20 protein-coding genes are annotated in these 19,223 nt (G+C 71.3%); 9 read left to right on the top strand and 11 right to left on the bottom strand.

Translation table 11 applies throughout. The features are described 5' to 3' along the window. Positions 1-4: 4 nt before the first annotated feature. A complete protein-coding gene (locus tag HOO61_RS06610) occupies positions 5-1,126 on the bottom strand; it encodes a PrpF domain-containing protein (protein ID WP_172257809.1) in 1,122 nt (373 codons plus the stop codon). 212 nt (positions 1,127-1,338) lie between these two features. Here HOO61_RS06610 and HOO61_RS06605 point away from each other — a divergent pair, with 212 nt between their 5' ends. Further along, on the top strand, positions 1,339-2,247 hold the full coding sequence (locus HOO61_RS06605) for a LysR family transcriptional regulator (RefSeq protein ID WP_367650046.1): 909 nt from the start codon (positions 1,339-1,341) through the stop codon (positions 2,245-2,247). Between the two features lie 4 nt (positions 2,248-2,251). On the opposite strand, the gene HOO61_RS06600 is transcribed toward HOO61_RS06605, so the two are convergent. Then, complete coding sequence (locus tag HOO61_RS06600; RefSeq protein WP_172257807.1) at positions 2,252-3,304, bottom strand: aldose epimerase family protein; 1,053 nt, start codon at positions 3,302-3,304, stop codon at positions 2,252-2,254. Between the two features lie 163 nt (positions 3,305-3,467). On the opposite strand from HOO61_RS06600, the gene HOO61_RS06595 reads away from it, so the two are divergent. Both HOO61_RS06595 and HOO61_RS06590 read left to right on the top strand, forming a co-directional pair. After that, positions 3,468-3,830 (top strand): hypothetical protein, encoded by a 363-nt coding sequence (locus HOO61_RS06595; RefSeq protein WP_172257806.1) that lies wholly within the window; start codon positions 3,468-3,470, stop codon positions 3,828-3,830. Between the two features lie 125 nt (positions 3,831-3,955). Continuing rightward, entirely contained in the window at positions 3,956-4,774 is an 819-nt protein-coding gene (locus HOO61_RS06590; protein ID WP_172257805.1) for a trypsin-like serine protease, read from the top strand. A gap of 24 nt (positions 4,775-4,798) precedes the next feature. Here the strand turns inward: HOO61_RS06590 and HOO61_RS06585 are convergent, their stop codons facing one another. After that, entirely contained in the window at positions 4,799-5,692 is an 894-nt protein-coding gene (locus HOO61_RS06585; RefSeq protein ID WP_216658570.1) for a sulfotransferase domain-containing protein, read from the bottom strand. An 89-nt stretch (positions 5,693-5,781) separates the two neighbouring features. Here HOO61_RS06585 and HOO61_RS24805 point away from each other — a divergent pair, with 89 nt between their 5' ends. The 3 genes from HOO61_RS24805 (at position 5,782) to HOO61_RS06570 (ending at position 8,926) form a co-directional block, all read left to right on the top strand. Next, positions 5,782-6,624, top strand: a complete 843-nt coding sequence (locus HOO61_RS24805) for an SCP2 sterol-binding domain-containing protein (RefSeq protein ID WP_172257803.1) — start codon at positions 5,782-5,784, stop codon at positions 6,622-6,624. A gap of 115 nt (positions 6,625-6,739) precedes the next feature. Next, complete coding sequence (locus tag HOO61_RS06575) at positions 6,740-8,014, top strand: calcium-binding protein (RefSeq protein ID WP_216658569.1); 1,275 nt, start codon at positions 6,740-6,742, stop codon at positions 8,012-8,014. A gap of 60 nt (positions 8,015-8,074) precedes the next feature. Then, on the top strand, positions 8,075-8,926 hold the full coding sequence (locus tag HOO61_RS06570; RefSeq protein ID WP_172257801.1) for an alpha/beta fold hydrolase: 852 nt from the start codon (positions 8,075-8,077) through the stop codon (positions 8,924-8,926). Positions 8,927-8,942: 16 nt separating this feature from the next. On the opposite strand, the gene HOO61_RS06565 is transcribed toward HOO61_RS06570, so the two are convergent. Together HOO61_RS06565 and HOO61_RS06560 are read right to left on the bottom strand one after the other, a co-directional pair. Beyond that, the gene (locus HOO61_RS06565; protein WP_172257800.1) at positions 8,943-9,416 is read right to left on the bottom strand and encodes an SRPBCC family protein; all 474 of its coding nucleotides are present in this window, start codon (positions 9,414-9,416) and stop codon (positions 8,943-8,945) included. A gap of 18 nt (positions 9,417-9,434) precedes the next feature. Next, the gene (locus HOO61_RS06560) at positions 9,435-10,310 is read right to left on the bottom strand and encodes an NAD(P)-dependent oxidoreductase (protein WP_172258184.1); all 876 of its coding nucleotides are present in this window, start codon (positions 10,308-10,310) and stop codon (positions 9,435-9,437) included. Positions 10,311-10,472: 162 nt separating this feature from the next. On the opposite strand from HOO61_RS06560, the gene HOO61_RS06555 reads away from it, so the two are divergent. Further along, positions 10,473-11,189 carry a methyltransferase domain-containing protein gene (locus HOO61_RS06555; protein WP_216658567.1) on the top strand — a complete coding sequence of 239 codons (717 nt, stop codon included), beginning with the start codon at positions 10,473-10,475 and terminating at the stop codon, positions 11,187-11,189. A gap of 13 nt (positions 11,190-11,202) precedes the next feature. Here HOO61_RS06555 and HOO61_RS06550 read toward each other — a convergent pair whose 3' ends face one another. The 6 genes from HOO61_RS06550 to HOO61_RS06525 all read right to left on the bottom strand — a co-directional run bounded on the left by HOO61_RS06550 (position 11,203) and on the right by HOO61_RS06525 (position 16,108). Then, positions 11,203-11,841: a DUF4203 domain-containing protein gene (locus HOO61_RS06550; protein ID WP_172257799.1), complete on the bottom strand. Its 639-nt coding sequence runs from the start codon at positions 11,839-11,841 to the stop codon at positions 11,203-11,205. Between the two features lie 67 nt (positions 11,842-11,908). Continuing rightward, positions 11,909-12,892, bottom strand: coding sequence for a zinc-binding alcohol dehydrogenase family protein (locus HOO61_RS06545; RefSeq protein ID WP_172257798.1), 984 nt, complete (start codon positions 12,890-12,892; stop codon positions 11,909-11,911). Then, positions 12,892-13,251 carry a hypothetical protein gene (locus HOO61_RS06540; protein WP_172257797.1) on the bottom strand — a complete coding sequence of 120 codons (360 nt, stop codon included), beginning with the start codon at positions 13,249-13,251 and terminating at the stop codon, positions 12,892-12,894. Before HOO61_RS06540 ends, HOO61_RS06545 begins: the two co-directional genes overlap by 1 nt. Continuing rightward, complete coding sequence (locus HOO61_RS06535; protein ID WP_172257796.1) at positions 13,248-14,126, bottom strand: extradiol ring-cleavage dioxygenase; 879 nt, start codon at positions 14,124-14,126, stop codon at positions 13,248-13,250. The genes HOO61_RS06540 and HOO61_RS06535 overlap by 4 nt, the downstream gene beginning before the upstream one ends. A 9-nt stretch (positions 14,127-14,135) precedes the next feature. Further along, positions 14,136-14,948 carry a citryl-CoA lyase gene (locus HOO61_RS06530; RefSeq protein WP_172257795.1) on the bottom strand — a complete coding sequence of 271 codons (813 nt, stop codon included), beginning with the start codon at positions 14,946-14,948 and terminating at the stop codon, positions 14,136-14,138. Continuing rightward, on the bottom strand, positions 14,945-16,108 hold the full coding sequence (locus HOO61_RS06525) for a CaiB/BaiF CoA transferase family protein (protein ID WP_367650045.1): 1,164 nt from the start codon (positions 16,106-16,108) through the stop codon (positions 14,945-14,947). Before HOO61_RS06525 ends, HOO61_RS06530 begins: the two co-directional genes overlap by 4 nt. A gap of 174 nt (positions 16,109-16,282) precedes the next feature. Here HOO61_RS06525 and HOO61_RS06520 point away from each other — a divergent pair, with 174 nt between their 5' ends. Then, complete coding sequence (locus HOO61_RS06520) at positions 16,283-17,764, top strand: amidohydrolase family protein (RefSeq protein ID WP_172257793.1); 1,482 nt, start codon at positions 16,283-16,285, stop codon at positions 17,762-17,764. 3 nt (positions 17,765-17,767) lie between these two features. Continuing rightward, positions 17,768-18,601 carry an IclR family transcriptional regulator C-terminal domain-containing protein gene (locus HOO61_RS06515; RefSeq protein ID WP_172257792.1) on the top strand — a complete coding sequence of 278 codons (834 nt, stop codon included), beginning with the start codon at positions 17,768-17,770 and terminating at the stop codon, positions 18,599-18,601. Positions 18,602-19,223: the final 622 nt, after the last annotated feature.

Raw genomic sequence — 19,223 nt, 5'->3', positions numbered from 1 at the left:
GGGGTCATGCGGATGCCGTTGCCGGGGCAGAGGGCAGGAGCGGCGGGTCGGGAAGCAGAACCGAGCCGCTCGCCAGGCGGCGGTAGGTGCGTACGACGCCGACGACGGGCACGTCGTCGTGGTCCTCGACGAAGGTGCTGACGCAGCCCGCCGGCGTGGCGAGACGCAGGCCCGCGACGGGTCCGGTGGGTGCGACGAGGTCGTGCACGACGGTGCCGGCGGCGCCCGCGGCGAGGGTGAGGGCGACCGAGCCGGTGACCGGGACCGCGGGGTGGAAGCGGCCCATCGACAGCATCCGGACGGTCAGGTCGGTCTCGGGGCCGTCGTCAGAGGCGACGTCCGAGACGAGGGCGAGCTTGGGGACCGCCCGGGCGACTGCCTCGGGGCTGTCGGCCAGCCCCATCAGGACCCCGGCCTCGCGGCGTACGGCGTCGAGGCGGGCGAGCAGGCCCGGGGTCGCGTCGAGCGCGCCGGTCTCCTCGTCGCCGCGGACGCCGACGTCCGCCGCGCGGACCGCGACGACCGGGGCACCGGCGTCGACGAGGGTCACGGTCACCCCGCCCACGGCGTCGGAGAGCCGGTCGCGCTCCCGGCCGGTCGGGAACAGGTGGCCGGTGCTGCGACCGGCCGGGTCGACGAACCCCATCCGCACCGGAGCACCGGCGAACGGCACGCCGGGGATGTGCTCGCTCGCGGCCTCGTCGAGGCGCCCGCCCGGGGTCGGCACCCGCTGCACGATGAGCTGGCGGGTGTTGGTGTTGAGGACCCGGACCGACGTCTCGTGCTGCCCGGCGGGGACCCAGCCCTCGCGGATCGCGAAGGGAGCGACGACGGCCGAGCAGTTGCCGCAGTTGCTGCCCCAGTCGACCTTGGCCTCCTCGATGCCGACCTGGGCGAACGTGTACTCCACATCCACATCGGGGTCGGTCGAAGGAGCGAGGATCACCGCCTTGCTGGTGGTCGAGGTGCCGCCGCCGACGCCGTCCACCTGGCGGTGGTCGGGGCTGCCGTAGAGGCGCAGCAACACGTCGTCGACCGACAGGTCCGGGATGTCCAGGTCGTCGCGACGGAAGACCCAGCACTTGCTGGTGCCTCCGCGCATCCACGTCGCGTCGATCTCGCGCATCGGGCCTCCTGAGGTGTGGGTCCGGGCGATCCGGACCACCTCAGGTTGAGCCCGCAGTGAGGTGTAGCACAATCACGAGTTGGAACACATGTGTGAAGCATTGCTACATGTTTCGGATCCCGGCCGCGCCTGCAGCAGCGCCGGATCGACCATCAAGCGCTCATCCGACCCACTTCATGGTCGTGAAGCATCGCTTCAGGCAGACTGGGGGTGTGCTCGACGTCAAACGCCTCCAGGTCCTGCTCGCGATCGTCGAGGAGGGGTCGGTGACCGGCGCGGCCACCGCGCTGGGCTACACCCCGTCCGCGGTGTCCCAGCAGCTGCTCCGCCTCGAGCGCGAGGCCGGGCAGCCGCTGCTCGACCGGCACGCGCGCGGCATGCGCCCCACCGAGGCCGGCCTCGTCCTCGCCACGCACGCCCGCAAGGTCATCCGCCAGCTGTCTGCCGCCGAGGCCGACCTGCAGGACATCGCCGGCGTGCGGAGGGGCTCGGTGACCCTCGGCACCTTCCCCACGGTGGGGAGCTCGTTCCTCCCGCTGGCCGTGCGCCGCTACCGCGAGCTCTACCCCAACATCACGCTGACGATCAGCAGCGGCCGCGAGGACCACCTGGTGCGGATGCTCGAGGAGGGCTCGGCCGCCATGTCGTTCCTCTGGGACTACGAGTGGGACCGGGTGGACAACGACGAGCTGGTGCTCACCGAGCTGTTCACCGACCCGACGGTGCTGCTGGTCGGCGCCTCGCACCGCCTCGCCCGTCGTCGTACGGTCGACATCGCCGCCCTCGCCGACGAGCCGTGGATCATCCGCGCCGGCGGCCACCCGGTCGTCGAGGTGCTCGAGCGCAGCGCCGTCGCGGCCGGCTTCTCCCCCACCATCGCCTTCCAGGCCAACGACTACCAGGAGGCGCAGGCCATGGTGAGCGTCGGCCTCGGCATCGCGCTCGCCCCGCGCACCGCGACCGTCAACCAGCACCCGGACGTCCGCGTGATCTCGCTCGGTTCGAGCGCACCATCACGACGCGTGCTGGTCGCGCACCGGGCCGGCCGGGTCCGCGGCGCCGCCGAGCTCGCGCTCCACGACGTGCTCGTCGAGACCGCCTCGGGCTACACCGGGCGGTGACGGGTCACGACGTCGTGCCGAAGCGCCACTCGAGGTGGGCGGCGTACGTCTCCCCCGGGCGCAGCACTGCCGACGGCCACTCCGGGTGGTGGGGCGAGTCGGGGAACAGCTGCGGCTCGAGGGCGACACCGTCACCCTGCCGGTAGCGGCCGCCGCTCGTCGAGCGGCGGGCGCCGTCGAGGAAGTTGCCGGTGTAGACCTGCAGGCCGGGCTGGTCGCTCCACAGCTCGACGGTGGTGCGAGTCCTCCGGGAGGCAAGGGCCGCTGCCCTTCGCAGGCCGTTGCCGCGGACGACGTAGTTGTGGTCGATCCCCCTCGCGTCGCTGACCTGCGGGTGGTCGGCGCGGATCGCGGGGCCGATCTTCATCGGGGTGCGGAAGTCGAAGGGGGTGCCGGCGACCGGCTCGTGCGCGCCGGTCGGGATCCCGGTCGCGTCGACGGGGGTGAACTCGTCTGCCTCGACCAGCAGGACGTGGTCGTCGATCGTCCCGGCACCCTCACCGTCGAGGTTGAAGTACGCGTGATTGGTCAGGTTCACGACGGTCATGGCGCCGGTCGTCGCATGCAGCTCGACGCGGACGAGGTCCTCCTCGACCGTGTAGCGGACCCGGGTGTTCAGCACCCCGGGGAAGCCCTGGTCACCGTCCGGGCTCGTCAGGCTCAGGACCAGCTCGTCGGCGGTGTGCGACTCGACGTCCCACAGGCGCACGTCGAACCCCTCCGGCCCACCGTGCAGGCTGTTGCCCCGGTCGTGGGTGCGCACCTCGACGTCCTGCCCGTCGAGCGTGAACCGGCCTCCGGCGATGCGGTTGGCGTAGCGCCCGATCGTCCCGCCGACGTAGTCCCCGCTCGCCAGCCGCTCCTCGACGTCCGGGTGCCCGAGCACGACGTTGCGCCGCTCCCCGTCTCCGCACGTCACCAGCAGTCGGTGCACCGCCGCGCCGAGGGTGAGCACCTCGACGACCGGCCCGGGCTCTTCGCCGATCGTCAGGAGGCGAACCTGACGACCGTCGGGCATCTGGCCGAAGAGTCGGTCCTGCACGGGCTTCTCGCTCACGGGGACATCCTGCGGCATCGCGCCAGGGGGTTGGCGCGTGCAACCGGACACGACACCGATTCCCGGGACCTGAGACCCTCGACCAGGTGACTGGTGGCACTGTCGCCGTCCCCCTGCGGTGCGCATAGTCGAGAGATAGACCGACAGCGACTGAGGAGGAGTCATGGCCACAGCGATCGTGTTCCTGGTGGTCGTCGTGGTGGTCGTCACCGTCGCCATCAACCTCTACCTCCGCAACTGGGTCCGCGAGGAGTCGCAGCGTGAGGCGCACCTGAGGGACCCGCACACGCACACCGTTGCCTTCGCGATCCCCAACGGCGCGGATCCCGTGACCGCCGAGACCGCGCTTGCCCGGGCGGGCTTCAGCTCCGGGCACGATCGCGTCGGCATGGTCGAGTGCATCCGCATCGAGTGCGACGAATCGCAGCGTGACCGGGTGCGCAGTGTCCTCGAGGACGTCTTCAGGACCCAGTACGACACCGCGGTGCTGCCGGCAGGGCACGTCGTCTTCGAGGACGAGCGCTGACGGAGAGGTCGAGCGCGTCGCGCCGGATCAGGCGCTTATACCTCAGCTGGGTCATGGACGTGGGCCCTCGGCTCTGTTGTCGTTGAAGGTCCACCTGTCCATCTCACCCTCGCAACAGGATGACCATGCGCAGCAAGCTCCCGCTCGTCGTTGCCAGCGTCACAGCACTCCTCGCAGCCCTCCTGGCCGGAACGCAGACCCCCGTTCACGCCATCACCTTCGGCACCCCAGATGCCGGCGAGCACCCGAACGTCGGCTCTTTCGTCGGCGAGCTCACTGACCCCGAGACCGGCGACACCACGCTGATCCAGCTGTGCACAGGCACCCTTGTCGACCAGGACGTGGTTCTCTCAGCCAGCCACTGCTTCAGTGACTTGCCACCGATCATCACCGACATCACCTTCACCCTCGACGAGACCATCGACTCCGATCGAGACGGTGCCGTGGACGCCGACGTCGAGCTGCTCACCGGGACGCCCGTCACTCACCCGCTCTACGCCAGCGGCGGTGTGAACAACACGTACGACATCGCCGTCTTCCTCCTCGACGACCCGATCACCGACGTCGAGCCAGCCGCCCTGGCGCCCGCCGGCACGTTCGACCAGGCGGGCCTGCGCGACGAGACCTTCACCGCCGTCGGCTATGGCACCGTGCGCGACAGCATCAGGAAGGGAGCGCAGGGCTTCAGCGTGGGCTGGCGACGCGAGAAGGCGGACCAAGTGCTGCTGTCGGTCACCAAGGCATGGGCGACTCTGTCGATGAACCCCGCGACCGGCAACGCCGGCACCTGCTACGGCGACTCGGGCGGCCCGCACTTCCTCGATGACGTCATCGTCTCGATCACCGTGACCGGTGACGCGATGTGCAAGGCCACCGACAAGACCTACCGGGTGGACACCCCGTGGGCCCGATCCTTCCTCTCGCAGTTCATCACTGTGCCCTGAGGCACGAGGCCGGGACCGGCTGGCTCAGCGCCGCATGGTGGCGTCATGCAACCAGCCGACGATCTCGGGAGGCGCGAGACCTGATACCCGCTGCTCGTAGCGGGCGAGCTCTGCGGGGGCCAGAACGTTCCTGCCTGCTCCGGACGTGCCCGCCCGGAAGAAGTGGTCGGGATCCTTGAGCACCCCGAGTCGGTCCGGGGCGAGAAGGGCGGCGCGCTGACGCATGGCGTCGAAACGAGCGGCCGCGACCAGGTCCGGCCAACGGTCCGCTGGCACCTCGATGCCCAGCCGCGCCGCGAGCCACTTCATCCTGCCAGGCAGGTCAGCCAGGAGGTCGTCGAAGTGCACCAGCACAACGCGATCACTCCGTCGTTGCCATGCGTTGACGAGGTGATGGATGACGCCTGGCAACGAGTCCAGGCTCTCCCGCGGCGTCACGTCTCGCTCGATCCATGCGATCAGCCACTCGCGCACGTCCGGGCGCTCGATGGGCGGCGGTTCGATGGTGCCCGTCAGCTCCGCGACCCGTGCCCGGTTCATGTTCGACCCCTGGTGATACAGCGACACCGCCATGTCGAGTGGATGCCGCACCACGACGACGTACGTCGCCCTCGGGTCCAGAGGCAGTAGTCCGTCCAGCGGCGTGTGCGACTTGATGATCCGTCGGTGCTGCTGCCGTTCGAGCCGCGCGACCACATCGGGCAACGGTTCGATGGCGTGGTCGAGCCACGGCGACAACTCAGCCAGGGGGGCCGGCAGGTCTGGCGTCTGGAACACCAGGAGCGCGCAGATCATCTGCATCCACGTCGTTCCGCTCTTCGAGCGGGTACTGATCACGATGTCCCCGTCGCGGAACGGGAACCCGGCCCAACGCCGATTGTCATCGACGTCAGAGGCGTAGACGCGTGCCGTCTCCACCAAGCCACCGTAAGCGAGCTGCTTGGTTGGACAAGCGCCGACCGGGGCGCCGGCCTGACGGCCCGGCCACTTACCGATCCGCCTGCCCGGTGCGAGAATCGGTGCAGCCACGTCATCTGGAGGCCGCCATGACACAGACACCGGCGAGCGTCGAGCATCATCGGCGGGCGTGCGACGCGCTGGAGCGGAGCACGCCACTCCTGGTGGAGGCGATGAGAGGCGCTCCTGGTCAGGTCCGACCACGCGGGATGCGGTGGACCAATGGCGACATCGCGGCGCACATGTACGTCTCGGTGACGGAGGCCGACAAGGCCGTCCGCGGTGAGCCGTCCCTCTTCGACGGCGTGGAGCTGTCGGCGGAGCTCGACGAGCAGATGATCGGGCAGACGCCCGAGCGGAGCGTCACGGTTCTCGCCGACCTGGTCGCCGAGGGCACCGCGTCGTTCGTCGCCGCCGTCCGCGCGCACGACGGGTCCGATGCCATCAGGCTTCCACGGGCGACCGTGTCGACGATCGTCGGGCTGTTCGCGCTCGACCACCACCTCCACGGGGGTCAGTTCAGCGAGACCTCCGGTTCGAGATGGCATGGAAGGGTGGCTGACATGCACTCCCCGCTCCGTGCCGTTCTCCCCTACGCGTTCGATCCGACGGCTGCACGGGACTTCCGCGGTTCGTTCAGCCTGCGGGTTCGCGGGGTCGAGCCGCTCACCTGCTCGGTCGCCGACGGACGGCTGGAGCTGGACTCGGACGGCCGCGCAGACTGCACGATGACAGCCGATCCTCAGACCTTCCTGCTGGTCGGCATCGGGGTGGTGTCACAGGTGCGGGCGGCGATGACGGGCAAGCTGCGTGCGGGTGGTCGTAAGCCTTGGTTGGCTCTCGCCTTCCCGAGGTTGTTCCCGCCGGTCCCGCACGGTGGCGTCCTCCGATAGCGCGGCCAGCGGAACCCGGTACGGGCGGATCCGCAACTCCCGGCTCGGTCCGCGCGTCACACGTCTACGGCCTGCAGACCGAGGCCCGACCACCCGGAGGAGAGCCATGCGCCGCATGCCCATCACTGTCTCGTTGATCGCCCTGGCCCCGCTCGGCGTCGTGGGCCTGGCCGCCGGTCCCGCTACGGCCGAGACGACCTGCGACGGGAAGGTGCCCACGATCGTCGTCGTCCCCGGTACGCCGACCACCGGCACGCCGGGTGACGACGTCATCCTCGGCACGTACGCCCAGGACCGGATCGACGGGGGTGCGGGCAACGACACGATCTGCGGGCTCGGCAACGCCGACACGCTGGTCGGCGGGCCGGGCGACGACCGGCTCTTCGGTGGCCTCGACGACTACTACGTTCCCGACGACGGCTACGGCGGCGACATCCTCGTGCCGGGTCCGGGGAACGACTTCATCGACATGGGCGACGACCCGGCGTCCGCGACCGTCGACGACATCGACCGGCCGGCCAGGTACGACACGGTGTGGTACGACGACGCACCCGGTCCGGTCAGCGTGGACCTCTCGGCAGGCACGGCGACCGGAGAAGGCACGGACACGATCGTCGTGCCGGCCTTCTCCGGTGGGATCGTCGGCTCGGCGTACGACGACGAGCTGACCGGCTCCGACCGGCCGGACCGCTTCGACGGCGGCGCGGGCGACGACCGGATCCGGGCCCTCGGGGGCAATGACGAGATCAATGCCGGGAAGGGCGACGACGTCGCGCGGGGCGGCGAAGGCGACGACTTCATCTTCTCGCCCGACGGCGGCCGTGACCGGTTCTACGGCGACGGCGGCAATGATGGCGTGACGGCCAGCGGGCGGGGCAGCTCGATCGGCGGCGGTGACGGCAACGACCGTCTCTTCGCCCACGACGGCGCCAGCGTCCACGGCGGGTCGGGCAACGACGAGATCGAGGCCGACCTGATGCGCAGGACGCGCGTCGAGGTCGACGGCGGCGACGGGCGGCGGGACATCGTCTCGCTGCGGGCGCCGAAGTCGGAGTTCCCGCGGGGCTCGAGGTACGTCATCGACGTGCCGCGCAGGCGCGTGACGGTCGGCGGCGCGAAGCGTGCGCGCTACGAGGGCATCGAGGACACGAGGTTCTCGGGGCGTCCGGGCCCTCTGACCTATCTCGGCGGCCCGAAGCGCGACCGCCTCTCGGTGAGCGGTGGCATGCAGCTGACGGCGTACGGGCGGCGCGGGGCCGACATCCTCGTGGGCGGTTCGCGCAACGACCTCCTCGACGGTGGCCCCGGTCGCGACGCGGTCGTCGGCGGTCCCGGGCGGGACCGGTGTATCAGCGCCGAGCAGCGACGGCAGTGCGAGGTGCGCCGCTGACGCGGCGTGGGCCAGGCGCGCACCCTGGCCGAGGTGTCGGGCGGCCCTTAGGGTGCGACCATGTCTGCGCAGCGCTCCACGTTCACCTCGCCGGTCGACGACCTCGAGCTGGCCACCTACGAGTGGGATGTCTCCGATCCGCGCGGCGTCGTGCAGGTCGCTCATGGCCTGGCAGAGCACTCCGCCCGCTACGACCGGTTCGCGCGTGCCCTCAACGACGCCGGGTACACGGTGCGCGCCATCGACCATCGGGGGCACGGCGCCTCGATCGCGGGTGAGCCGGGCGACTTCGGTGCCCCCGGGTTCGACGCATTGATCGCCGACCTGGCGGCGTACGGCGCCAGCGTGCGCGGCGAGCTGCCGCTGTTCCTCGTGGCCCACTCGATGGGCTCCTTCGCCGCCCAGTCGGTGATCCTCACCCACTCCGAGCAGTACGCCGGGGTCGTCCTGTCCGGCAGCACTGCCCTCGACCTGCTGGCAGCCGGCATGGCGCAGGCCGAGGGGCCCGTCGGGCTCGCGGCCTTCAACGCCGGCTTCGAGCACCGCACGGGCTACGAGTGGCTGACGCGCGACGAGGCCGAGGTCGACCGCTACGTCGCCGACCCGTTGTGCGGCTTCGAGCTGCCGGACGAGACCGTGCCGGCGCTCTTCGGTTCGGCCGGCACGCTCGCTGATCCGGCCGCGCTGGCCGGTGTCCGGCACGATCTTCCGTTGCTGATCGCCTCGGGGTCCGACGATCCGCTGGCCGGTGGGGGACAGCTGGTGGAGGTCCTCGGCCAGCGCTACCGGGACGCCGGGCTGGTCGACGTGACGGTGAAGCTGTACGACGGTGCCCGCCACGAGATCCTCAACGAGATCAACCGTGACGAGGTCACCACCGACGTCCTGGCCTGGCTGGACGCACACCTCTGACCCGGCGCACCGCGCCTCAGTCGCGCGCCAGGATGGCCTCGAGCTGGATCAGCGCGCGGTCGGCGTACCCGTTCCACATCCGGCCGATGACGCTGGTGGTCAGCCGGGCCGGCGAGGCCTTCGGGTAGAAGGTCCAGGCCCAGCCGATGCGAGCACCGCCATCGTGCGGCGTGATCGTCCAGGCACCGTCGATGGTGTGCACGAAGTGCCGGAGCGGCCCTTCGATCCCGTCGAGCAGGTAGGCGAAGCCGTGCGGCCGTTCGACGTCGGTCAGGGTCTCGCGCAGCCGACCGCCGTCGGCAAGCAGGATCGTGCGTGTCTGCCCGACGGTGCCCCAGTCGTCTGGTTGATCGGTCACGTCAGTCACAGCCGGCAGGGCCGCATAGCGCCGGTTGAACAGGTCGGTGAGCCGAACGTTCATCAGCCCATCGAACGCAACGTCGGGCTCGGCCGAAACCGTTCGGAACGCTTCAACCCGGTGACCGGACATGCCGACCAGACTACGCGGTCACCTGGTTTCGGTGCGCGCCTCCAACGCTCGCAGCACCGCAACCATGTCGGCATCACCGTGACCCAGCCGCTCAGCCTCCGCGAACAGGTCGCGGCATGTGTCGAGGACGGGCGAGGACACTCCAGCACGACTGGCCGCCTCCGCCACGAGACGGCTGTTGTAGTGCACGTCCCTGATCGACGCCTGCACGCCGAAGTCGCCCTGCACCAGCTTCTCCAGCTTGATCCGGGAGACGCTGCTGGCCGTAGGCCCGGAGTCCAGCACCGATCGGAAGGTCTCCAGGTCCAGGCCGTTGTTCTCAGCGAAGTGGAACGCCTCCGCCAGCCCGGTGACCTGGGTGATGAGGAAGAGGTTGACTGCCAGCTTCATCCGCGTGGCGTTCGGGACCTCACCGCACCTGACGGTCGTTGCGCACACCGGTGTGAGCAGGGGAAGGACCGCGTCCACGGCTGCGTCCGGGCCGGCCACCATCCCCACCAGCTGACCGGCCTCCGCGGGGCGACGCGACCCCGACACCGGCGCCTCCACATAGCGCCCGCCTGCCGACGTGACGTCCTCGGAGAGTCGCTCCGAGTACGACGCCGCCGTCGTACCCATGTGGACGAGCGTCCGGCCGGCCACCATCTGGGCGAAGCGGGGCGTGCCACGCTCGAGCACCTCGTCGATGACCGTGCCGTTCGCGAGCATGAGGAACACCGTCCGTGAGTCGCGCAGCACGTGAGCCGGGCTGCTGGCGACCGTGGCGCCGGCTTCGGCCACGAGCTCCGCCTTGTCGCGGGACCGGTTCCAGACCAACAGGGGCGTACCCGCACGGACCATGTTGAGGGCCATGGGGAGGCCCATGTGCCCGAGCCCGATGAATCCGACACCCATCACGGCGTCAGCCTGCCGCTCTGCCTCGGGTGGGGACCAGCGCGCATCCGGCCAGTTGTCGCCGAATTGGCGCCACGACCTGGAAGGCGGCGCTGGGACACTGGTGCGGTGTCGGAGGACAGGACTGCAGAGATCGCCGCGAACCGGAGGCTCTGGGCCATCGTGAACGAGCGCTGGACCGACGCCGCGGCCGAGGGCATGTGGCGTCGGGCGGGGATGGCGTGGGGCCTGTTCGCCGTGCCCGAGGAGCAGCTGGGCGTCCTCGGCGACGTACGCGGCCTGGACGTCCTGGACCTGGCCTGCGGCACCGGGTACGTCGCCGCCTGGCTCGCGCGCGCGGGTGCCCGGCCGGTCGCGCTGGACTTCTCCGGTGAGCAGCTCGCCACGGCACGGCACCTCCAGGCCCGGCTCGGCCCCTACTTCCCACTGGTCCAGGCGGACGCGGAGCGGGTTCCACTGGCGGACGGACATTTCGACCTGATCGTGAGCGAGCACGGCGCGGCCGCCTGGTGCGACCCGGAGCGCTGGCTGCCTGAGGCCGCCAGGTTGCTGCGACCCGGCGGCCGGTTGGCCTTCTTGACCAACAGCAACCTGTCGACGCTGTGCGTCCCGGCCGAGGGCGGCGTGGCCGAGGACCGACTGCTGCGCGGCCAGCGCGAGGTCCATCGGGTCCAGTGGCCGGGCGGCGGGTTCGAGTTCCATCCCTCGCACGGCGAGTGGGTCCGACAGCTGCGTCGTTCCGGTTTCGTCATCGAGGCCCTGCACGAGCTGTACGCGCCGGCCGACGGCCTCGACCACCCCTTCTACGAGATCGTGTCCCCGGAGTGGGCGACGGCGTGGCCGGCGGAGGAGCTGTGGGTGGCGGCCCTCGACCGCTGAGTGGGAGGTCGCGTCAGCGAGCGTCGACGTACCAGGTCTCGTGGATGGTCTGGCGCGCCAGGGCCCGCTGCATGGCCTGGATGGCGATGCCGCCGAGGGCGAGCACCAGCAGGAGCAGGGACCACCCGAAGCTGTCCGAGACGCGGTCGGTGAAGTCGCCCCGGGTGAAGTCGCTGGAGTTCAGCGAGCCCACCAGCAGCATGAGGCCGACCGTCACCCCGACGGCACCGGCGACCGAGCCGACGACGACGAGCACCATCATCGGCACGTTGGTGAACACCGACACCACGCCGAGGACGAGGCCGACGGCCAGGCCCAGCAGGACGGCCACCCAGTTCCAGGAGATGCCGAGGGCGACGACGAGGCCCGAGCCGATCGCGAACCCGGCCGCGCCCATCGCGAGGACGATGGCGACGTAGTAGTACAGGTAGGCCAGGATCGCGAAGACCAGTGCGAAGACCAGTCCCAGCACCCATCCGAGCACGGTGCCGAGGAAGCGCTCGTCGGCGAAGGCTGAGACCAGGCCGGCGCCGAAGGCGAACCCGGCGAAGAAGCCCCAGACGGGGATCACGAGACGCAGCACGAGCTGGCCGGCGACGAGCATCGCGCCCCCGGCGACGATGGCGAGGACGCCCAGGACGATGTCAGCCATGCAGCAATGGAACCGCACCGAGCCCCGCCGGTCGACGTGGATCAGACCAGGGCACCCGCGCCACCGGCTACGGCTCCAGCACCTGGCGCACGCCCGACCTTCCCTCCTGGTGCGCCCGCCACACGTCCTCGACCTCGCCGAGCGGACGCGCCGCGTGGGCGACGCCGATCCGGCCGTCAGCTGCGAGCCGCGCGACCGCGGCCAACGCCTCCGCTCGCTGGTCGGCGCTGAGCGCGTTGTTCGTGTAACCCAGCAGGGACAGCCCGCTCCCCCGCAGCCCGGCGGACGAGAAGGTGGCGAGGTCGGAGGCCGAGCCGCCGAGGTTGACCAGGCGGCCGCCGGGCGCCATCACCCGCAGCGCGGCCTCGGCGACCCACCCGAAGACCGGGTCGACGACCACGTCGGCGCCGCCGGGGAGCTCGGCGCGCAGCGCGTCCGCCAGCGCACCCGCCTCGGGATCACCGGTCTCGACCACCGCGTCGGGTCCCGCAGCCGCTGCCCGGGCCGCCGAGTCGCCGGGCCGACAGACCGCGACGACCCGCCCCGCGCCCTGGACGCGCGCGGCGCCGATGGCGGCCTGCCCGACGGCACCGCCGGCCCCCAGCACCACCACGGTCTCCCCCGGCCGCAGCCCGGCGCGCCAGCCGAGCGCCTGCCAGGCCGCGACGCCGGAGAGCCCCAGCGCGGCGAGCGCGACGTCGTCGAGCGGCGCATCGTCCCGCGGCAGGGCGACGACGTCCGAGGCCGGTACGACGCACAGCTCGGCCTGCGCCCCGTCGCCGTCGGCCATCCCGGCCGACGTGGCGACGAAGACCCGCGTCCCGACCGCCAGGTCGCCGCCCGCGACCACCTCGCCGACGCCCTGCACCCCGGGCACGTAGGGCAGCCGCCTCGTGCCGAAGTACGACGTACCGCTGGCGCACAGCAGGTCGAGCGGGACGACCGGGGCAGCCGTGATGCGCACCAGCACGTCGCCGGGCCCGGGCACCGGGTCCGGGTGGTCGGCGTACGACGGTGCGGTGCCGTGGGCGCGCAGGACCGCGGCGCGCATCAGGTGGCGATGTCGGGATAGGGCAGCGTCAGGTGCTTCATCGCCTCGCCGTAGGCGATCTGGTACTCGAGCGGGCCGTGGTCGCGCTCGAACATCGCGATGAAGAGCGTCAGGGTGAGGAACGGGTGGGCACCCATCTCGAACAGCTTCACGTGGTCGTGCGTCGCCAGCGCCTCGCGCTCCTCGTCCTCGAAGGCGAGCCAGGTGGAGCGCTCGTCGGAGGTGCAGTTGAGGATCCGGTTGGCCTCCTCCGCCTCCCACCACTCGACGGTGCCGCGCGGGTCCTCGCGGTAGCGCTCGACGAGCGCGGGGTCGCGGTCGACCGTGAACAGGAACTTGTCGAGCAGGTACTTGCTCACCGTGCTCCTCCGATCTGGGGCGCCCCGTTCGGGTACCAGGTGAAGTAGGCCTCCATCGTGTGGAACAGGTCCAGCTGGTCGACGTGGTCCGCCTTCGCGCCCTCCCCCGCGACGCCCATCATCAGCATGAAGTCCATGAAGCCGTGGGTCGCGTTGCCCGGCAGGTGGAGGCTGTCGAGGGTGACCTCGCGGCAGCAGCCGTCGATGTCGCCGTTCGCGATCCACTCCACCGCCCGCCGGTCGAACTCGGGGTCGGGACCGTGCTCGCCGAACTGCCGCGGTCCGCCGAGCTCGAGCGAGAGGTGCCCGGTGCCGATGATCGCCACCCGCTGGTTCGAGGGCCACGACTCGACGAGCTCGCGGATCGCCTTGCCCAGCGCCACGAACCGCTCGGGGCGCGGCAGGGGCGGGGCGAAGATGTTGGTGTAGATCGGCACGATCGGCAGGTCCGCCTCCGGACGCAGCGTGATGATCGGGCACGTGATGCTGTGGTCGATGCGCAGCTCGTTGCTGAAGGCGAGGTCGAAGCCGAGGTCGAGGCCCCCGCGGAGCACGTGGGCCGAGAGGTCCTCCTGGCCGGCCAGCGTCATCCTCGGCAGGCCGAACTCGCGCTCCTCGTTGTACCAGTTGGCGTCGTAGAAGGGCGCCTTGCCGACGAGGAACTGCGGCATGTTGTCGAGCCACAGCTGGTGGAAGTGGTCGCTGCCGACCATCACCAGCACGTCCGGCCGGGCGCGGGTCAGCGTCTCGCGGAACGCCTCGATCTTCCTGACCCACTCGTCCGCGAAGGGCGGTCGGTCCTCACCGACAGCGGTGCTCGCGCGGTAGTAGAACGGGTGGTGGGTCGACGCGATGACGGCGACGATCTCGGCCATGGCGGCTCCTCAGCTCTCCTCGGTCGGGGCGGGGTCGACGTAGACGGCGTTGCGGTCGACGTGCAGGTAGGCGTCCATGCCGATCGGGCGCCGCCGTTCCTCCGCGATCTGGCCGAGCAGGCCGGCGGCGCGCGCGAGCAGCGCGAAGCCGCGCAGCATCTCGACGGGCAGGTCGAGGTCGGCGAGCGCGGCGCCGCAGACGCCGGCGCCGTTGAGCGGCAGCGTGCGACCGAGCACCTCGGGGTGCACCCGGCCGATGGCGGCGAAGAGGCGCAGGTGCGGCCCGAGCAGCCCCTCCTCCTCGGCGATGCGCATCAGCACCGGCGTGCGGGGGTCGCGCTCCTTGTGGACCGGGTGGCCGAGGCCGGGCACGTAGCGGCCCGCCTCCTTCGTGCGACGTACGGCCTCCACCGCGAGCGCGTCCCAGCCGTCGTCGTCGGTGGGCAGGTCGTCGGTCGCGACGACCACGTCGTGGAGGTAGCCGCCGCAGTCCTCGGTGACGCCGAGGAAGCGCGACCCGCCGCCGAGCAACCCTGCGGCGAGCGCACCCTGCAGCGAGTCGGGGGCCGAGAGGTACGTCAGCCGGGCCGCGATCGCGGTCGGGGTGAAGCCGTGGTCCGCGAGCGCGACCAGCACCGCCTCGAACAGCCGCGTCTCCGAGGGGGTGGGTCGGCGCAGCGCGACCAGCCAGAAGGCCAGCTCGCCGAACCCGACCTCGCCCATGAGGTCGGCGGTGAGGTCCTGGCCGAGGAGGTGGATCTCGTCGGCGGTCGAGGTGCCGAGGGAGGTGGGGTACTGCCCGCCGGGCGTTGGGGGTGTCACGGGGTCTCCTCGTTGAGCCAGGCACGGATCTCGTCACCGTGCTCGTCGAGTGCGGGGGGTGGCAGGTCGTAGCGGGCCTCGGCGTCGGAGAACCGGATCGGGTGGCGTACGCCGGGCAGCGCGCCGTCACCGGTGCCGACCGTGACGACGGGGTCGAGGCCGATCTGCTCGGCGAAGGCGACGCCCCCGTCGACGGTGTTGATCGGTCCGCACGGCACCCCGGCGCCGATGATGTCCTCGAACCACTCCTGCGCGGTGCGGGTCGAGAGCCGCTCGACCAGGAGCGGGCGCAGCTCGTCGCGGTTGGCGGTGCGGTCCTCGTTGCGCGCGAAGCGCGGGTCGTCGGCGAGCTCGGGGACGCCGAGCACCTCGACGAGCTTGCGGAACTGGCCGTTGTTGCCCGCCGTCACGATGAGGTCGCGGTCGGAGCAGGGAAGCGGCTCGTAGGGGAACAGGCTCGGGTGGGAGTTGCCCATCCGGAACGGGACGGTGCCGCCGGCGACGTACGCACTGGACTGGTTGACCATCCCGGACAGCGCCGAGGAGAGGAGGTTGACCTCGACGTGCTGGCCGCGGCCGGTGCGGTGCCGGTCCTGCAGCGCCGAGAGCACGCCGATGGTGGCATGGAGTCCGGCGAGCACGTCGAAGACGGAGATGCCGGCGCGGTAGGGCTCGCCCTCGGGGTCGCCGGTGAGGCTCATCAGGCCGCTGATGGCCTGGACAATCAGGTCGTAGCCGGGCAGCTTGGCGCCCTGCTCGCCGCTGCCGAAGCCGCTGATCGAGGCGTAGACGACACCGGGGTTGTCCTCCGAGACCGTCGGGTAGTCGAGGCCGAACCGGGCGAGGGCGCCGGGGCGGAAGTTCTCCAGCACGATGTCGGCGCGGGCCACCAGCTTGCGGGCGACCTCGAGGTCGTCGGCGTCCTTGAAGTCGAGGGCGATCGAGCGCTTGTTGCGGTTGACGCCGAGGAAGTACGTCGACACCCCGTCACGCACGGGCGGCTGCCAGGTGCGGGTGTCGTCACCCTGCGGCCCCTCGACCTTGACCACCTCCGCGCCGAGGTCGCCCAGCAGCATCGTGGCGTAGGGGCCGGCCAGGATCCGGGAGAGGTCGGCAACCAGAAGGCCGGCCAGTGGTCCCTGCTTCGGACGGTCGGTCACGTCGCATCCCTCCACCATGAGCGGACAAGTGTCCGCTGCTCGTTGTCCCAGTGTTCGCACGCTCGATCGCGGTTGTCAAGGGTCACCCCTTGACAACCGCCCGCCCCCGGCGGACAGTGACGTGCACCACAGAAACCGTCATACGGACACACGTCCGGGACTAGGAGCGGAGCGATGCCCACCTCGGCCGACCGCCGACCGGTGCTCTTCACCGGCGGCACCGTGCTCACCATGGACGACCAGCACACCGTGCTGCCCGACGCCGACGTGCTCGTCGTCGACGACCGGATCGCGGAGGTGGGGACCGGCCTGTCCGCCCCCGACGGCGCCGAGGTCGTCGACGCGTCCGGGGGCATCGTGATGCCCGGGATGATCGACACCCACCGCCACATGTGGCAGACGGCGATGCGCGCCTATGGCGCCGACTGGACGCTCACGCAGTACTTCGTCTGGTACTACCTCGAGCACGGCGCGAAGTTCCGCCCCGAGGACGTGAGAGCCGGCAACCTGCTCTCCGCGTGGGACGCCCTCGAGGCCGGCGTCACCACCACCGTGGACTGGTCCCACGGGCTGCAGACCGTCGACCACGCCGAGGCCGCGATCGAGGCGCTGCGGTCGGTCCCGGGCCGGTTCGTCCTCGCCTACGGCAACATCCAGGCCGCCCCCTGGGAGTGGACGGCCGACCCCGCGGTCCGTCAGTTCTTCGAGAACAACAGGGGGTCCGACGGAGACATGCTGGGCTTTCAGCTCGCCTTCGACGTCACCGGCGACCCCGCCTTCCCCGAGAAGGCGGCCTTCGAGCTCGCTCGCGAGGTCGGCCTGCCCGTCACCACGCACGCGGGCGTGTGGGGTGCGACCAACGACGACGGCATCCGGCTCATGCACGAGCACGGCTTCATGCAGCCCGACACCGTCTACGTGCACGCCGCGACGCTCACCACCGACAGCTACCACCGCATCGCCGCCACCGGCGGCTCGATCTCGGTGTCGACGGAGTCGGAGCAGAGCGCCGGCCAGGGCTACCCCCCGACCTGGCAGGTCCGCCGCCACGGCATCCCCGTATCGCTCTCGATGGACACCTCGGTGTGGTGGAGCAGCGACCTCTTCAGCGCGATGCGCACCACCCTCGGCGCCGACCGGTCGCGCGAGCACCTCGAGGCGCACGCAGCCGGCGACACCGTGACCCACTCCCACCTGCGCGCCGAGCAGGTCGTCGACTGGGCCACCCGCGGCGGGGCACGCGCCCTCGGACGCGACGACCTCGGCCACCTGACCGCGGGCGCCAAGGCGGACGTCGTACTCATCAAGAACGACGACTCCCCCGTGTCGTTCCCGCTGCTCAACCCCTACGGCCACGTCGCCTTCCAGTCGCAGCGCGGCGACGTGCACACCGTCGTCGTGGACGGCCACGTCGTGAAGCGGGACCACCGGCTCGTCGGCGCCGACCTCGCTTCGGTGCGCACCGACGTCGAGAACACGGTGGACCACCTGCGCTCCGCGATGGGCGAAGAGGTCTGGCGGCAGGGCATGAACCCGGACCTGCCCGGCGAGGACCACAAGGTGCTCGACAACCCCTACCAGTACACCGACTACCGCTCGCACACCACGCACGGCGCTCGCGGTACGGTCTTCGGCGAGCCGAACTCGGGGAGGTAGCCCATGGCCGGTCGAGGCAGTGGGCCCGACTTCGTGGAGTCGCTGGCTCGCGGGCTCGACGTCCTGGCCGGCTTCGGCCCGCAGCGACCGACGATGACGCTGTCGGAGGTGGCGACCGCAGCCGGCCTGGCACGCCCGACCGCGCGCCGGCTGCTGCTCACCCTCGAGGAGCTCGGCTACGTGCGCGTGCGCGACGGCGCGTTCTCGCTGACCCCGCGCGTGATCGGCCTCGGCATGGCGTACGTCGGCTCGCTGGGCCTGTGGGACGTCGCGCGCCCCCACATGGAGGACCTCGTCGGCCGGATCAACGAGTCGGTGTCGCTGGCGCAGCTCGACGGCTCCGACATCGTCTACACGGCCCGGGTGTCAGTGCCCAAGATCATCGCGCTGCGCGTCGAGATCGGCACGCTCTTCCCCGCCGCCCAGACGTCGAAGGGCAAGGTGCTGCTCGCGGCACTGCCACCGCGCCGGGTCGCGGACGTGCTCGAGGTCCCGAGCCGGTCGGGGATCGCGCCGCGCACCGGGCGCAGCCTCGACGAGCTGATGGACGAGCTGACCCAGGTGCGGGCCCGCGGGTGGGCGCTGGCGGACGAGGAGCTCGCTCCCGGCATCCGGTCGGTCGCCGTCCCCGTGCGCGACGGCGAGGGCGAGGTGCGGGCGGCGATGAGCGTCACCGTGCACGCCGCCGAGACGTCGCGAGAGACGCTCGTCGAGGACCACCTCCCCCAGCTCGTCCGCACCGCCAGCGAGGTCAGCGCCGACTGGACGCTGTGGGGATCGCGACCGCACGTGGAGCTCGACGCGGCGAGATCCGGCTCGCCGTCCAGTGGGCCGTGACGCAGGGACATCCGCGCGACGATCGGGACCCGATGGTCACTCCCGGCGGTGACGGCACTCCCCCGGTCCGCGATCACGCCATCCCCGAGCTGGCCATGCTCCGCTGCCGCGGACGCCTCTTCGTCCACATCACCGACGAGGCGCTCCGCACGCGCACCGGAGTCGCGCGGATCGAGGGCGTGGGCCCTGCCGACGTACACCAGCTGCGCGAGGTCCTCGGCGACGCCTACGTCACCGTCACCCCGGTCGTCGACCTGCGGCGACTGCATCCCCTTCACCCCGCGCACCGCCACCCGGGGCGGCGTCGACTTCGACCACGCGGTCCCCTACGACGACACGGGACCACCCGGTCAGACCGGTCCGCACAACTCGGGCCCGTTGCGCCGGCGTCACCATCGCACCAAGACGCACGGCGGGTTCACCACGCGCGTCGTCGGCCCCGGACGGCACCTCTGGCGCACGCCCTACGGCCAGGCCTTCCTCGTCGACCACACCGGCACGAGACGGATCGCAGATCGCCAGGCGTCGGCGATGGCCGAGGCGATCGAGGACGGCGTCGAGCTCTACGTCACCCCGACGCCGTCTTTGACCGGTCCGATTCCTCCTCCAGACTGGGGGTCAC

Source organism: Nocardioides sp. zg-1230, from assembly GCF_013155335.1.
Lineage (GTDB): Bacteria > Actinomycetota > Actinomycetes > Propionibacteriales > Nocardioidaceae > Nocardioides.
The sequence above is the reverse complement of the archived record's forward strand: the minus strand, read 5'-3'. Positions and strand labels throughout refer to the sequence as shown.